Consider the following 14,532-nt stretch of genomic DNA (forward strand, 5'->3'; position numbering starts at 1 on the left):
CAGGAAGCCTGGCCCACCGAAATCGCATGAGCGAAGCCGCGAAAGTTCAAGCGGCCTACGGCGCCGAACAGATTCAGGTGCTGGAGGGTCTTGAGCCCGTCCGCAAGCGCCCGGGGATGTACATCGGCTCCACGGGGCCGCGGGGGCTTCACCACCTGGTGTATGAGGTGGTGGACAACTCGGTGGACGAGGCCCTCGCGGGGCATTGCTCGGAGATCCAGGTGGTGCTCGGAGAGGACGGCTCCGCCTCCGTCACCGACAACGGCCGCGGCATTCCCACCGACGTTCACCCCCGCACCGGCAAGAGCGCTCTGGAAACGGTGCTCACCGTGCTCCACGCCGGTGGCAAGTTCGGTGCCGGTGGTTACAAGGTGTCCGGCGGCCTCCACGGGGTGGGCGTGTCGGTGGTCAACGCCCTCAGCGAATGGGTGGAAGTCACCGTGCGCCGTCAGGGCCAGGTGCACCGCCAGCGTTTTGAGCGCGGTGCTCCGATCGGCAGCCTGGCCTCCGAGCCCCAGCCGGCTGAGGAAGACGGCCGCACGGGCACCAGCGTGTGTTTCAAGCCCGACATTGAGATCTTCAGCGTCGGCATCGTTTTTGATTACGCCACCCTTTCGGCCCGTCTGCGCGAACTGGCCTATCTCAACGGCGGTGTGCGCATCGTCTTCCGCGATGAGCGCGAGAGCGCCCGCGATGCTGAGGGCAACCCCCACGAGGAGACCTACTTCTATGAGGGCGGCATCAAGGAATACGTCGCCTACATGAATGCGGAGAAGGATGCCCTTCACCCCGAGATCATTTATGTGAATGCCGAGAAAGACGGGGTGTCCGTTGAAGCGGCCTTGCAGTGGTGTGTGGATGCCTACTCCGACAGCATCCTCGGCTTTGCCAACAACATCCGCACCGTCGATGGCGGCACGCACATCGAAGGTTTGAAAACCGTGCTCACCCGCACGCTCAACACCTTTGCCCGCAAACGCGGCAAGCGCAAGGAAGCGGATTCCAACCTCGCCGGTGAAAACATCCGTGAGGGTCTGACGGCCGTGCTCTCGGTGAAAGTGCCCGAGCCGGAGTTTGAGGGGCAAACCAAAACCAAACTCGGCAACACTGAGGTGCGCGGCATCGTTGACAGCCTGGTGGGGGAGGCTCTCGGTCAGTACCTGGAGTTCAACCCTGGGGTGATCGACATGATCCTGGAGAAGGCGATCCAGGCCTTCAATGCCGCCGAGGCCGCCCGCCGGGCCCGCGAGCTGGTGCGGCGCAAGAGCGTGCTCGAGAGTTCAACCCTGCCCGGCAAGCTGGCCGATTGCAGCTCCCGCGACCCCAGCGAATCCGAGATCTACATCGTGGAGGGTGATTCCGCTGGAGGCTCGGCCAAGCAGGGCCGCGATCGACGCTTCCAGGCGATTCTTCCTCTGCGCGGCAAGATTCTCAATATCGAGAAAACCGACGACGCCAAGATTTACAAGAACACGGAGATTCAGGCCCTGATTACGGCTCTTGGTCTGGGAATCAAGGGTGAGGACTTCGATGTGAAAAATCTCCGTTATCACCGCGTCGTGATCATGACCGACGCCGATGTGGACGGGGCGCACATCCGCACCCTTCTGCTCACCTTCTTCTATCGCTACCAGAAAGAATTGGTGGATGGTGGATTCATCTACATCGCCTGCCCGCCCCTCTACAAAGTGGAGCGCGGCAAGAACCACACCTATTGCTACAACGAGCCGGAGCTGCAGAAAACCCTGGAAGGATTTGGCGAGAAAGCCAACTACAACATCCAGCGTTTTAAGGGTCTTGGTGAAATGATGCCCCAGCAGCTCTGGGAAACCACCATGGATCCCACCACCCGCACCATGAAACGGGTGGAGATTGAAGATGCCCTAGAGGCCGACCGCATCTTCACGATCCTGATGGGCGACAAGGTGGCGCCGCGCCGTGAATTCATCGAAACCCACAGCGCCGAGCTCGACATGACAGCTCTCGACATCTGATGCCCCCTTCCGCTTCCTCCCTGCTCCGCTGGGGCTGGCTGTTGGGCGTGGCCCTGCTCGGCCCGGCCGCGTTGCCCGCCGGTGGCGCTGAGCGGCGTCTTCCCCAGATCCGCCGTCAGGATGGCGAAGGCCCACTGCTCAGCGGCAGCGATTGTCTGTTGCAAGCCGGTCCCGGCCTGGCGGCTCCAGCCCTGCGTCGTCTGGAGATCGGCACGCCCCTGCAGCTGTTGCGTCACTGGCGCAGCGCCGATGGTCGCACTTGGATTCAGGTGCAGGTGGCTTCTCATCCGGCCTTCCCCGGGGGAAGCGATCGCCAGCGCGGTTGGATCCATGGCTGACATCGTTCCCTCCCAGGCGCTGCTGGTGGGATTGGGTGCTGTTCCCGGGGCCTGGTTGCGCCTGCGGGTGGTGAATCATTTCGAGCCGATGGTGCCACGCAAGCACTGGGGCACCTTTCTGGTGAATCTGGTGGCGGCCTTCGCCCTGGGGCTGGTGCTCGGTTTGCAGACGTCGGGCCGCTGCGATCCCCCGGCGGCGACGTCGTCGCTGCTTCTGCTCATTGGCGTTGGCTTCTTCGGCAGCCTCAGCACCTTCTCCACCTTTGCTGTGGAGGTGCTGGTCACCCTGCGCGATCGCCAGTGGGGTGAAGCGCTGTTGCTCACGGCCGGGTCGGTGCTGGCCGGTTTGCTGGTGGCGGCTGGCGGCTACACCCTGGGCTTGGCGGATGGCTGAACAAGTCCGCCCCACGGCCCGGCAGGAACTTCAGGAATTGCTGCTGGTGGCCGTTGGAGCCGTTCCCGGTGCTCTGTTGCGCTGGCAGCTGTCGGTGCTCGCACCGGATCGCAACCTGCTAGCCAATGTGCTCGGATCGTTGCTGCTGGGATTGCTGCTTGGTCTTCCCTACCGGCCGCGGCTGCAGCTGCTGATCGGGATCGGCTTCTGTGGATCGCTCACCACATTCAGCAGCTGGATGGTGGATGCCGTCAGTTTGATCGCAGCGGGGCAGCAGGCCGCCGCGATCGGTCTGATCGGCGCCACCCTCGGGCTGGGCCTGGGCGGCGCAGCCCTCGGGCTTGTGCTGGGCCGGGGCGTGAGCGCCCGTTGGCTCAGGCCTGCAGAGCGGCCTCAATCGCCGCGTTGAGTCCGGCGTCTTCAGGAGCCACACCACTCTTGAAGCGGGCCAGCACGGTGCCGTCCTTGCCCACCAGGAACTTCTCGAAATTCCACTCCACGGCACCGGCCGGCTCGGTTTGGTTGAGGGTGGTGTAGGGCTCGGTGGTGCTGCCGGTGGCGTGCACCTTGTCGAACAGCTCGAAGCTGGCGCCGTAGGTGGTGGAGCAGAAGCTCTTGATTTCATCCAGAGTGCCGGGCTCCTGGGCGCCGAAGTCGTTGCAGGGGAAACCCAGCACCTGCAGGCCGCGGGGGCCGAAGGTGTCCTGCAGAGTCTGCAGACCGGCGTACTGCTTGGTGAATCCGCAGCGGCTGGCCACATTCACGATCAGCAGCACCTGGCCTGCATAGCTGCCGAGGGTTTTTTCACTGCCGTCGGGGGTGCGGACGGACACGTTGCTGACGCTGGGAGCCATGGCGAAACGAAGCATTCGGCGCAGACGATAACCCTCTGGAACCGACATACACTTGGGATTGCTGAGCACGGGGCATGGATCAGGCACCGGTGCTGGCGGAAGTGGTGACGCGCCAGCTGGAATCCATGCTCAGCGTGGGCAATTACGACGGCGTCAAGATGCTGCTCGCGCCCGTGCAGCCCGTGGACGTGGCCGAAGCGATCGGCAATCTGCCGCGCACCTTGCAGGCCCTGGCCTTTCGCTTGCTCAGAAAGGATGAAGCGATCGAGGTGTACGAGTATCTCGATCCAGCGGTGCAGCAGAGCCTGTTGGAGCGGCTGCGCTCCGGCGAGGTGTTGGAGCTGGTGGAGGAGATGTCACCCGATGATCGGGTGCGTCTGTTCGATGAACTTCCCGCCAAGGTGGTGCGCCGTCTGCTGGCGGAGCTCAGCCCGGCGGAGCGCAAGGTCACCGCCCAGCTGCTCGGTTATGCCCCGGAGACCGCTGGCCGTCTGATGACGACGGAATACATCGATCTCAAAGATTTTCACAGTGCGGCCCAGGCCCTCACGATCGTGCGCCGGCGGGCCCGTCAAACCGAAACGATCTACAGCTTGTATGTGACCGATGGAGAGCGTCACCTCACCGGCATCCTCTCGTTGCGTGATCTGGTCACCGCCGACCCGGAAGACCGGCTCGGCGATGTGATGACCCGGGAGGTGGTGAGCGTGGGCACCGACACCGATCAGGAAGACGTGGCCCGGGCGATTCAGCGTTACGACTTTCTGGCGGTGCCAGTGGTGGATCGGGAGCGTCGCCTGGTGGGGATCGTCACCGTGGACGACGTGATCGATGTGATCGAGCAGGAGGCCACCCGCGACCTCTACGCGGCTGGTGCTGTGGAAGCCGGTGACGAAGACGATTACTTCCAGAGCAATCTGTTCACCGTGGCCCGCCGCCGGGTGGTGTGGCTGTCGGTGCTGGTGGTGGCCAGCTTCTTCACCTCAGAAGTGATTGCCCTGAATGAGCAGGTGCTCAAGGAGGTGGTGCTGCTGGCGGCGTTCATTCCCCTGCTGGCGGGCACCGGCGGCAATGTGGGCGCCCAGAGTTCCACCGTGGTGATCCGCGGTCTGAGCACTCAGAGCATTGCCTCCCTCGGCCGCATCAAGGCTGTGGTGCGGGAGGCCACGGCGGGCTTGCTGCTGGGCTTGCTGATGATGGTTTTGGTGGTGCCTTTCGCCTGGTGGCGAGGCGAGAGTCCGCTGGTGGGGCTGTCGGTGGGCACCAGCCTGCTGGCGATTACCACCCTGGCGGCCACGGCTGGGGCTGGCTTCCCGTTGCTGTTCGATCGCATGGGTCTGGATCCGGCCCTGATGTCCACGCCTTTCATCACCACCTGCACGGATGTGGTAGGCACCTTGATCTATCTGAAAACGGCGCAATGGTTGCTCGTCCACATGCCCCAGCTGCTCCAGTCCACAGGTATTTCTGCTCATTTTTGGCTCGCGGCCTTTTCCTGAGAGGTCGTTTACGTTTCTTAGGAGTACGCTTCACACAACTCAAAGAAGCGATATGGCTCCCACCCTCGCCGCAGCTTCAGTCAGCGTTCCCACCGTCGCCGTCAAGTCGGCCGCCGGAGCAAGCCAACCCGCCAAGAGTGGCCCCACCAAGGCCATGGCATCCAGGCCTTCCGGTACAGACGTGGATCTGGTGCGGTCCTACTTGCGTGACATCGGCCGGGTGCCGCTGCTGAGCCATCAGCAGGAGATCACCCTGGGTCGTCAGGTGCAGGAGCTGATGGATCTGGAGGCCACAGAGGCGGAGCTGCAGGAGAAGCGTGGTGGTGAGGCGGTGCCAGCAGCGGAGCTGGCCAAAGCAACTGGATTAAGTGCGGTGCAGCTCAAGCGCAAGCTGCAGGCGGGCCGTCGCGCCAAAGAGCGGATGGTGGCGGCGAATCTGCGCCTGGTGGTGAGCGTGGCCAAGAAATACACCAAGCGGAACATGGAGCTTCTGGACCTGATCCAGGAGGGAACGATCGGCCTGGTGCGTGGTGTGGAGAAGTTCGACCCCACACGGGGCTACAAATTCAGCACCTATGCGTACTGGTGGATTCGCCAGGGAATCACGCGGGCAATCGCGGAGAAGAGCCGGACGATCCGGCTGCCGATCCACATCACCGAGATGCTGAACAAGCTCAAGAAAGGGCAGCGTGAACTGAGCCAGGATCTGGGGCGGACGCCTTCGGTGACGGAGCTGGCCGCATTTGTGGAGCTGCCGGAAGATGAGGTGAAGGAGCTGATGTGCCGTGCGCGTCAGCCGGTGAGCCTGGAGATGAAGGTGGGCGACGGCGATGACACGGAGCTGCTGGATTTATTGGCTGGTGATGGCGAGCTGCCCAGTGAGCAGGTGGAAGGGGAGTGCCTGAAGGGTGATCTGCGCGATCTGCTGGGCCAGCTGCCGGAATTGCAGGAGCGTGTGCTGCGGATGCGTTACGGGATGGACGGTGAGGACCCGATGAGCCTCACCGGGATCGGCCGCGTGATCGGCATCAGCCGGGACCGGGTTCGCAACCTGGAGCGCGACGGTCTCGCTGGTTTGCGACGTCTCAGCGATCAGGTGGAGGCCTACGTCGCCTGCTGATCGCGGTTCAGACGGTCATTTTCGATACGAGATGGGGTGTCGGTTGGTGATGTCGTAATCAATGATCTGTGCGGGCAACCCGACAAGGGTGGTTCCTTGGTAGGTGGTGAAATCCTCCACCCGTTTGAACAGGGGGAGCAGCACCCGGGCCAGGGCATTGGGGGCCCCATAGAAAAACGAGTGATGGCCCAACAGAAATTCGGTGGTGCCCGATCCTTCCTTCTGTTGCTGTTTTCTCAGAAAGTGCTGCAGAGCCAGTCGTTCTTCGGGGCTGAGGCCCGGATGGGCCGTCACGGGAAAGTCTTTTTGGGCGGCCAGCAAGCCGCAGTCGCTCCAGTTGAGCTGGCTTAGGGCGGCAATCAGACGCTCCCGTTCTCCGGAGAAATCGATGCAGACCAGCTCTTGCTCCTCAAGTGCCATCACATCGCGGAAGCAGCGGTGTTGCAGCAATTTCCACTTTTGCCGGGCATCGTCGTGCACCACGATCGCCCCCAACCGCACCTTGGCGTAGCGCTGCAGCAGCTGGAGATGGGCCGGTTGCCGGGCCAGGAAATGAAACAGAAACTGCGATCCGGTGCCGATGTAGTCATCCAGCACCACCAGGGCCCGACGGTCCTGGTTTGCCGGCGGATTGGCTAGCAGGGCGTCCATGCTGCGAAAGCAGGTCACCGGCAAGCGGTTGGCCTTGCGGTAGGCGTAGGCAATCAGATCACCGCTTTTGCACACGAAGGCGCGCGTGATGTCGATGTCTCGGAAGCTGGCCACATCAAAGCCATCGCCGGCCAGGTCTCGGCAGAGCCGTTGGTGCAGCAGCCGGCATTCCCGCAGCAGCCTGGCCCAGCTGTGCATCTCGATGCATTCCAGCAGCCGCAGGGCGATGCTCTGGTCGTCGGCTTCAAACTGGGCGAGCCAACGGTCGAGCGAGGGCCGGGGAATCTCCGCTTCGTTCCATTGGCTGGCCAGTTGATCCAGGCGGGCCTGTGTGCTGGTGTTGGTCATGCTGCCTGCGCTTTGAGAATCTCCAGCAAGCGGGCGTTCACCGCTTCCGGTGCTTCGTCGTGGGGGCAGTGCCCCACCCGGGGCAGCACTGTGAGCGACTGGATGCAAGCGAAGCGCTCAGCCCAATCCTGGGCTTCCGCCACCGGCTCCCAGGGATCCCGTTCGCCCCAGATCAGGTGCACCGGCTGCTCCAGGGTTGCCAGCAGCTCCGGAGCCAGATGGTCATCAAAGAGGTTGATGAAGCCCCGAAAGGCTTCGGCGGCCCCGGGTCGCTGGGTTGGCTGGTACAGCAGGTCAACCAGTGCGTCGTCCACATTGGCGCCGCTGGGGTAGGCCTGGCCGAGCACGCTACGGATCACCCTGGGTCTGGCGGCATTGCGGAACAGGGCTGTGCTCAGCCAGCGCTGGCTCACCAGGGTTTTTAGCAATGGCCTGATCCAGGCCATCCACGCCGGTTGGCTGGCCAGCTGCTTGTCGTCCATCAGCCGTTGCGCGCAGTCGATCAGCACCACGCCCTGGCAGTGCGCCCCCAGCCGTTGGGCTGCGCGCAGCACCACCACCCCGCCGATGGAATTGCCCACCAGCAGCACCGGCCGCTGCACGATCTGCCGGCAGAAGGCTTCCACCTGCGCAGCCCAGAGATCAAAGCCGTACACCAGCGCATCATCGCTCGGTGTCTGGCGCTGGGCATCGGGATCGCTGGGAAGCACGGCCTTGGGCTGGCTGCTGCCGCCGAAGCCGATCAGATCCAGGGCGAAGGTGGGGGTTTGTGTGGCCAGCGACGGCATGGTGTAGCGCCAGTGGCCGCTGCTGGCACCGAAGCCATGCACCAGCACCACCGCCGGCGCGTCGCTGCTCTCTGGGCCCTGGCCCTGCTGGCGCCAGACCACGTCGAGACCGCGTCCATCGGGCTGCTCCCAGGTCCAGTGTTCGGGTTCAGCTGGCATTGGCAAGGGATCCATCCTCGTCGCCGCCCGTTGGCTTTCTGCCGAAGAGGCGTTCTTCCAGTCCTTTGATCACCACGTAGAAGGGCGGCACCACGCCGAGGGAGAGCACGGTGGCGACCACCAGTCCGCCGAAGATCACCGTGCCCAGCGATTGCTGGCTTTGGGCACCGGCGCCGTTGGCCACCACCAGCGGTAGGAAGCCCGCCAGGGCTGCGATCGCCGTCATCAGAATCGGCCGCAGTCTGGATTCGGCGGAGGCGATCACCGCATCGCTGGCACTCATGCCTTCGGCGAGGTGTTGCTCCGCCACTTCCACAATCAGGATGCCGTTTTTGGCTGCCAGGCCAATCAGGGTCACCAGACCCACCTGGGCGTAGATGTTGAGGTCGATCGAGCGGATCGCCAGGAAGGCGAGGGCCCCAAGCATCGCCAGGGGCACGGTCATCAAAATGATCACCGGGGTGACGTAGCTCTCGTACTGGGCCGACAGCACCAGATACACAATCAGAATGGCGAAGCCGAACACGAGCACGCTGGCGCTGCCGGCGGAGAGTTGCAGGGCGGCAAGGCCGGTGAAGGCATAGCCGATGTTGTTGAAGTTCTCCTTCTTGAACAGCGCCTGGATTGAACTCAGGGCCTGCCCGGAGCTCTTGCCCACCGCCTGGGCGCCCTGGATCAGCACCGTGCGGTAGAGGTTGTAATGGCTGATGATCGGCGGCGCGCTCGACAGTTCCGATGACGCGAACTGCGACACCTGGATCAGGTCGCCATCGCGGTTTTTCACGTAGTAGCTGAGGATGGTTTCAACGTCTTCGCGCTGTTCGGCATTGGCCTGCACGTACACATTGCGCACCTGGCCGTCCTCATAGGTGAGGCCCGTGTAGGAGCCACCCGCCAGCACGGCAATGGTGCTCATCGCATCCTCGTAATCCACATTCAGCGCTCCCATCACGGCGCGATCCACCGTGAGTCCGAAGGCCGGAGCACTGGGGATGAACTGGGTGTAGAGGTTCGAGAAGTCACCACTCGCCTTTCCAGCCTTGATCAGTGTCTGCGCCTGCTCATCGAGCTGGTTGAAGCTGTAGTTGCCGCTGAGATCGTTGAACTGGAAGTAGAAGCCACCCTGGGCGGAGAACCCCGGAACGGCCGGCGGCTGGCCCACAACGGCCAAAGCGCTGCTCAAGGCTGAGAGCTTGGCGTTGAGCCGATCGGCGATGGCAAAGGAACTGTTCGCCGCGCCTGGCCGTTCACGCAGCGGTTTCAGGCCAATCAGGATCGTGCCCTGGTCGGGACTGGAGCCGTTGAAGCCGTAACCACTGATCACACTGGTGTTGAGAACATCGCCCTCCTCGTTCACGATCGCTGCGATCTGCTTGGACACCCGTTGGGTTTCGCTCAGCGACGCACCGTTCTGCAACTGGAAAAAGCCCGCCAGGTATCCCTGGTCTTCATCGGGGATGAAGGCGGAGGGCAGGGCCGTGAAGGCCAGCAGCGTGAGCACGATGCCGCCGGCCAGGGTCACCATCACCCAACGTCTGGCCTGGATCAGCGTGCGAATCAGCCGGGAATAGCCGTTCTGCAGCCGGGCGAAGTTGGTGTTGAACACCCGGAAGATCAAAGCGAGATTCGCCCCTGCCAATCCGCCCACCACCACACCGAGCACGTAGGTCCAGTTGCCGAAGGCTGCTGAGCTGAAACGCCCGAAGGCCAAACCCACAATCACGCCGGCCACTGGCCAGATCCAGCCTTTCGGTGGTGCGGTCTGTCCCGGTTTGAGAATCAGGCCCGACAACATGGGCGAGAACGTGAGCGCGTTGAACGCGGAGATCGCGATCGAGAAGGCGATCGTGAGCGCGAACTGCTGATAAATGATGCCGATGCTTCCGGGATAGAACGCCACCGGAACAAACACCGCCATCAGCACCAAGGCCGTGGCCACAAGGGCGCCGAACAGCTCTCCCATGCAAGCCAGCGCAGCCTGCCGCGGCTTCATGCCCGATTCGATGTTCTTCGACACCGCTTCAATCACCACGATGGCGTCGTCCACCACCAAACCGGTGGCCAGCACCAGACCCAGCAGGGTGAGCTGGTTAATGGAAAAACCGAACACCTTGATGAAGGCGAAGGTGCCCACCAGGGAAATGGGGATCGCCAGGCTGGGCACCACCGTGGCGCGCCAGTTCTGCAGAAAGAGGAAGAGGATCAGCAGCACCAGCACGATCGCCAGGCCGAGGGCATCCACCACGCCTTCCACGGACGATTCGATGAATTGGCCGATGTTGTACACCTGCGACACGGTCACCCCAGGTGGAGCCGTGGCTGCAAAGGCGTCCATCTGTTTCACCACCGCATCCGCCACATCGAGGGCATTGCTTTCCGGGGTCTGAAACACCGCCACAGACACCGCATCGTGGCTGTTGCGATCCACGGACGCGGATGAGTAGTTGTTGAAGCCGTATTGCACCTCGCCCACATCTTTGAGCAGCAGAAGATTGCCTGTCTCGGTGCGGCTGATGATCAGATTCTCAAAGTCTTCCAGGCTGAGAAGATTGCCGTTGTCCTGCACCAGCAATGGGTAGGTGTAGGCCTGATCACCGGCTGCAGGCGGGCCCCCCACAAGGCCGCCGATCGCCGTTGTGTTCTGAGCCTTCACCGCATCCACCACCTGGTTGGCGGTGAGATTGTTGGCGGCCAGTTTGTCGGGGTCGATGAACAGCCAGTAGGCGGGAGTGGTGCCCCCGAGGATGTTCACGTTGGCGACGCCCGGTACCCGTTCCAGGGGGTAATAGAGCTGTTGGTACACCAGGCCGTTGAGATAGGCCGAGTCGAATTGTCCTTCGGTTGAGGACACCTCATAGGCCAGCAGGATGGAGGGGGTCGACTGCTGCACGGAGACTCCCGTGTCAGCCACCTGGCTGGGAAGCTGGGGCATCGCCAGGGACACGCGGTTCTGCACGTTCACCTGGTCGATGTCGATGTCGGTGGTCTCGTCGAAGTAGACCGAGATGATGCTCTGCCCCTCCATGTTGCTGGTGGAGGAGATGTAAGAAGCACCCGGTGCACCGTTGATCTGCTGCTCGAGCGGATTGGTCACGGCCTGCTCGGTGACCAGGGAGTTGGCGCCGCTGTAATTGGCGGTGACCTGGATCAGGGGCGGGGCGATGTTGGGAAGATTGGCGATCGGCAGCGTCGGGATCGCGATCAGTCCCATCAGCACGATCAAGATGCTGCAAACCGTGGTGAGAACCGGCCGCTTGATGAAGTTGTCGGAGAAGGCCATGGGACGGTCAGTTCGCGCTCTTCACAGGAATGCCATTGCTGAGCAAGGCTGTTTTGCTCACAACCACGGTGTCGCCCTTGTTCAGACCTGATTTCAAGGGATAGAAATTGTTCTGCAATTCACCCAGTTCCACTGCTTGTTGCACCACGATTTGGGTGCTGGGAGGAAGGCTCTCCAGCTTTTTCTTCTGCTTCTCCGGCACGGATGTGGAAGCTTTGATCTTGGGCAGCGCTTTGCTCACCGGAACCGTGACGTACACGAAGGGTTGCTGCGCCTGCATGAACACGGCCTGCACCGGCACAGCCAGAGATTGTTTGTTTCCAACAATGATCTGGCTCTTCACAAACTGACCGGTCTTCAGTTCGTTGGTGAGATTGGGGAAGGTGGCTTTCACCATCAAGGCATTGGGAGAGCTGGTGCCACCGCTGATGCCGAAATAGGGGGAGATGAAGCTCACCGTGCCTTCGCCGGTGATCGGCGGATCGGTCTGTGAGGCCACCTTCACCGTTTGGCCGATCTTCACCGCACCCGACTGGGTGGCCGGGATCTGCATCAGCGTCCAGAGGGTGGAGTTGTTCACGATGCCCGTGATCGCCTGGCCGGTTTGCACGTAATCCCCGAGCTTCACGCTGTCGAGGTCGCCGACCACGCCGTCGATCGGTGAACGCACGTATTTGTAGCCGAGGGTGGCGGCATCGGCGCGGGCCTGATCGCGGGAAGCGATCGCCTGGGTGACGTATTGATCGCGTTGCTTGGCGGAAGCAGCGCCGTTTTGGTAAAGAAACTCGTAGCGCTCGGCGTTGAGCTTGTCGGTGCGGGCCTGCGCTTTGGCTGAATCGAGCGCCGCACTTTGCTGCACGTTGTCGAGCACGAGGATCGCTTGCCCGGCCTTCACACGCTCACCGTCGCTGGCCAGCACCTTCACCACGCGACCATCGGTTTCAGGTCGCAGCGACACCGTGGTAGTGGACTCCAGCACGCTGATCGCTTCGATGCTGGGCTGGAAGTTGGCTTCGGCGATGCGTGCGGTTTTCACGCTGAGCAGCTTTGGCGCCTGAGGCTTGGGCTTGCCACACCCAGCGAGCAACGTTGCAGCCGTGAGGGTCAGCGCCAGAGTTCGCTGCACAGTGAGGAGATCGCTCTGAGCGGAACTTAGTGGTTTTTGGCCGGGCCGTCGGTGGTTGTGTGGAAGCTTCAGCAGGCCCTGGGTGATGGGACTTGCTCGTCGGTTGCGCTGGATTGATCAGCAGCAGTGAACAAACGCCGACTCCACGCCAAACACCACGTTTTTCACAGCTTTTCCACAGGCTTGTTGGCACGGATCCTCGGCCCAATGCGGCCTTGCTCGGCTGGACGGGGAAAAGCCTCTTTCCTCTTGACGGTGGGACGGGGGATGGCTAGGTGCTGTGATCCTTGACACAGTCTGGGTTTCTCGAGTCAGTGTTTGCAGGGGTTCTCGAAGGACGGGAAAGCCAATGCGGAATCGTTCCGGCTTTTTGACATCACTGCTGGCGCTGTGGCGTGATGGATGGGTTGACAGCCAAAACCTGAGTTGCACGAGACGCCTGATGCGATGCCGGTCCACGTGAGTGTGGAAAACCAGATGCCCGAGGATTTACATCGCGCCATGGGGGTGTTCATCGAGGAGCACCCGCAGTGGGACCAGTACCGGCTGGTGCAGTCCGCCATTGCTGGCTTCCTGTTTCAGCAGGGTTGTAAGGACCGTGCCGTGGTGCGCCACTACCTCGGTGGCTTGTTCCGCCGCGACACCAGTTCCCATCGCGTTGAGCCGTCCTGCTGAGGGGGCTCAGAAGGCTCGTGATGTCTTCCCCTTCGCTTGCCAGAGCGCCCAGCAGGTCGCTGCAGCGAAAGGAAGGGGATACAGCGCAATCACTCCATCGGGAATGTTTTGGTCCACCATCCAGGTTGCGATCAAGGGTGCTGTTCCTCCGCAGAGCGCCACGGATGTGGAGTAGGCGATTGAAAACACTCCGCAGCGTTGCTCCGGCGGCGCGATGGTCACGCCCAGCAACCCCTGGCTGCCCAGGATCACCATCAGTGCCGGAGTGGCCAGGCTCAGTGCGATCAGCAGCGTGACCGGCGACCCCTGCAAGCCGATGGCAAGCGCCGGCAGGGATGTGGCCACCATGGCCGCGGTGCCCACGCCATTGATCCGGATGAGCCCGTAGCGATCCACCAGCCACCCAGAGAGCGTCGTGATTCCAAGACCGATCAGCTGGACTGCGCTTGTGATCGTTCGCGCTGCCACGCCCTCCGCTGGCGACTGACTGCTGTGGGTCACCAGAAATACGTACAGCAGGTAGAACACCACGTTGCTGGCGCAGACCAGTGCCATCACCTGCACCAGAAGGCGGCGATGCTCAACGAGGGTCTGAAGCTGGGTGCCCAATGCCTGCAACCAGTGGCGCGGTTGGATTGTCGTTTCCGTGTGAGCCTCGATCTCCAGGGTTTCTGGGAGCCGATGCTGCATCCAGACAGTCAGTGCCAGCAAGGAGCTGCCCATCAGGAACGGCAGCCTCCAGCCCCAGTCCATCAGCGCCTGTTCTCCCAGCAGTGCGCTGCAGCCAGCCACAACCAGCGAGGCCAGAGCAATCCCGATTTGGGCGCCGCTGCTCGTGAAGCTGCACATCAGGCCGCGGCGATCAGCAGATGTCAGTTCGGCCGTGAAGGCAATGCTGCCTGTGTATTCCCCTCCTACCGAAAAGCCTTGCACCATGCGCAGCAGCACCAGCAAGACCGTCGCTGTTTCCCCCCACTGCAATCGCGTTGGTAGGAGGCCGATCAGCAGACTGCTCCCCCCCATCAGCGTCAAACTGAGAAGCAACATCCGTCGGCGTCCGTAGAGATCCGCCAGCGGACCCAGCACCAAGCTCCCGATGGGTCGCATCAGAAATCCCACCGCGAAGACGGCCAAGGAGCTCAGCAGTGCTGCAGAGCTGGACTCAGCAGGGAAGAAGGCATCGCCGAGCGCTTGCGCGAGGTAGCCGTAAATGGCGAAGTCGTACCACTCGAGAAGGTTCCCCAGCAGGGGGAGAGTGGGTCGGGCCTTCGTTGCTGGCACGAGGATGGCGTCGATCATGATGCGC

13 protein-coding genes are annotated in these 14,532 nt (G+C 62.4%); 7 read left to right on the forward strand and 6 right to left on the reverse strand.

Annotated features, from left to right (window positions below):
- Positions 1-26 precede the first annotated feature (26 nt).
- Genes gyrB through SynBMKMC1_RS00635 form a run of 4 tightly spaced genes read left to right on the forward strand, consistent with a single transcriptional unit; the run spans position 27 to position 3,135 of the window.
- Positions 27-1,994 (forward strand): DNA topoisomerase (ATP-hydrolyzing) subunit B, encoded by a 1,968-nt coding sequence (gyrB, locus tag SynBMKMC1_RS00620; protein WP_186472337.1) that lies wholly within the window; start codon positions 27-29, stop codon positions 1,992-1,994.
- Positions 1,994-2,332: a hypothetical protein gene (locus SynBMKMC1_RS00625; RefSeq protein WP_011932082.1), complete on the forward strand. Its 339-nt coding sequence runs from the start codon at positions 1,994-1,996 to the stop codon at positions 2,330-2,332. Before gyrB ends, SynBMKMC1_RS00625 begins: the two co-directional genes overlap by 1 nt.
- On the forward strand, positions 2,325-2,726 hold the full coding sequence (locus SynBMKMC1_RS00630) for a CrcB family protein (RefSeq protein ID WP_186472338.1): 402 nt from the start codon (positions 2,325-2,327) through the stop codon (positions 2,724-2,726). The genes SynBMKMC1_RS00625 and SynBMKMC1_RS00630 overlap by 8 nt, the downstream gene beginning before the upstream one ends.
- A complete protein-coding gene (locus SynBMKMC1_RS00635) occupies positions 2,719-3,135 on the forward strand; it encodes a CrcB family protein (RefSeq protein WP_186472339.1) in 417 nt (138 codons plus the stop codon). The genes SynBMKMC1_RS00630 and SynBMKMC1_RS00635 overlap by 8 nt, the downstream gene beginning before the upstream one ends.
- On the opposite strand, the gene SynBMKMC1_RS00640 is transcribed toward SynBMKMC1_RS00635, so the two are convergent.
- Positions 3,101-3,580: a glutathione peroxidase gene (locus tag SynBMKMC1_RS00640; RefSeq protein WP_186472340.1), complete on the reverse strand. Its 480-nt coding sequence runs from the start codon at positions 3,578-3,580 to the stop codon at positions 3,101-3,103. The two genes, SynBMKMC1_RS00635 and SynBMKMC1_RS00640, sit on opposite strands and share 35 nt — an antisense overlap.
- Positions 3,581-3,654: 74 nt before the next feature.
- Between SynBMKMC1_RS00640 and mgtE the strand changes: the two genes are divergently transcribed.
- Positions 3,655-5,079, forward strand: a complete 1,425-nt coding sequence (mgtE, locus tag SynBMKMC1_RS00645) for a magnesium transporter (protein WP_186472341.1) — start codon at positions 3,655-3,657, stop codon at positions 5,077-5,079.
- Positions 5,080-5,233: 154 nt separating this feature from the next.
- On the forward strand, positions 5,234-6,199 hold the full coding sequence (locus tag SynBMKMC1_RS00650; protein WP_186473261.1) for an RpoD/SigA family RNA polymerase sigma factor: 966 nt from the start codon (positions 5,234-5,236) through the stop codon (positions 6,197-6,199).
- A 15-nt stretch (positions 6,200-6,214) separates the two neighbouring features.
- Here SynBMKMC1_RS00650 and SynBMKMC1_RS00655 read toward each other — a convergent pair whose 3' ends face one another.
- Genes SynBMKMC1_RS00655 through SynBMKMC1_RS00670 form a run of 4 tightly spaced genes read right to left on the reverse strand, consistent with a single transcriptional unit; the run spans position 6,215 to position 12,551 of the window.
- Positions 6,215-7,198: a hypothetical protein gene (locus SynBMKMC1_RS00655; RefSeq protein ID WP_186472342.1), complete on the reverse strand. Its 984-nt coding sequence runs from the start codon at positions 7,196-7,198 to the stop codon at positions 6,215-6,217.
- Positions 7,195-8,145 carry an alpha/beta fold hydrolase gene (locus SynBMKMC1_RS00660; protein ID WP_186472343.1) on the reverse strand — a complete coding sequence of 317 codons (951 nt, stop codon included), beginning with the start codon at positions 8,143-8,145 and terminating at the stop codon, positions 7,195-7,197. Before SynBMKMC1_RS00660 ends, SynBMKMC1_RS00655 begins: the two co-directional genes overlap by 4 nt.
- The gene (locus SynBMKMC1_RS00665; protein WP_186472344.1) at positions 8,135-11,425 is read right to left on the reverse strand and encodes an efflux RND transporter permease subunit; all 3,291 of its coding nucleotides are present in this window, start codon (positions 11,423-11,425) and stop codon (positions 8,135-8,137) included. Before SynBMKMC1_RS00665 ends, SynBMKMC1_RS00660 begins: the two co-directional genes overlap by 11 nt.
- 7 nt (positions 11,426-11,432) lie before the next feature.
- Complete coding sequence (locus SynBMKMC1_RS00670) at positions 11,433-12,551, reverse strand: efflux RND transporter periplasmic adaptor subunit (protein ID WP_186472345.1); 1,119 nt, start codon at positions 12,549-12,551, stop codon at positions 11,433-11,435.
- A gap of 447 nt (positions 12,552-12,998) precedes the next feature.
- On the opposite strand from SynBMKMC1_RS00670, the gene SynBMKMC1_RS00675 reads away from it, so the two are divergent.
- Positions 12,999-13,226 (forward strand): DUF2811 domain-containing protein, encoded by a 228-nt coding sequence (locus SynBMKMC1_RS00675; RefSeq protein ID WP_011932093.1) that lies wholly within the window; start codon positions 12,999-13,001, stop codon positions 13,224-13,226.
- Positions 13,227-13,232: 6 nt separating this feature from the next.
- On the opposite strand, the gene SynBMKMC1_RS00680 is transcribed toward SynBMKMC1_RS00675, so the two are convergent.
- A complete protein-coding gene (locus SynBMKMC1_RS00680; RefSeq protein ID WP_186472346.1) occupies positions 13,233-14,525 on the reverse strand; it encodes an MFS transporter in 1,293 nt (430 codons plus the stop codon).
- Positions 14,526-14,532: the final 7 nt, after the last annotated feature.

This window comes from Synechococcus sp. BMK-MC-1, from assembly GCF_014279955.1.
GTDB lineage: Bacteria > Cyanobacteriota > Cyanobacteriia > PCC-6307 > Cyanobiaceae > Synechococcus_C.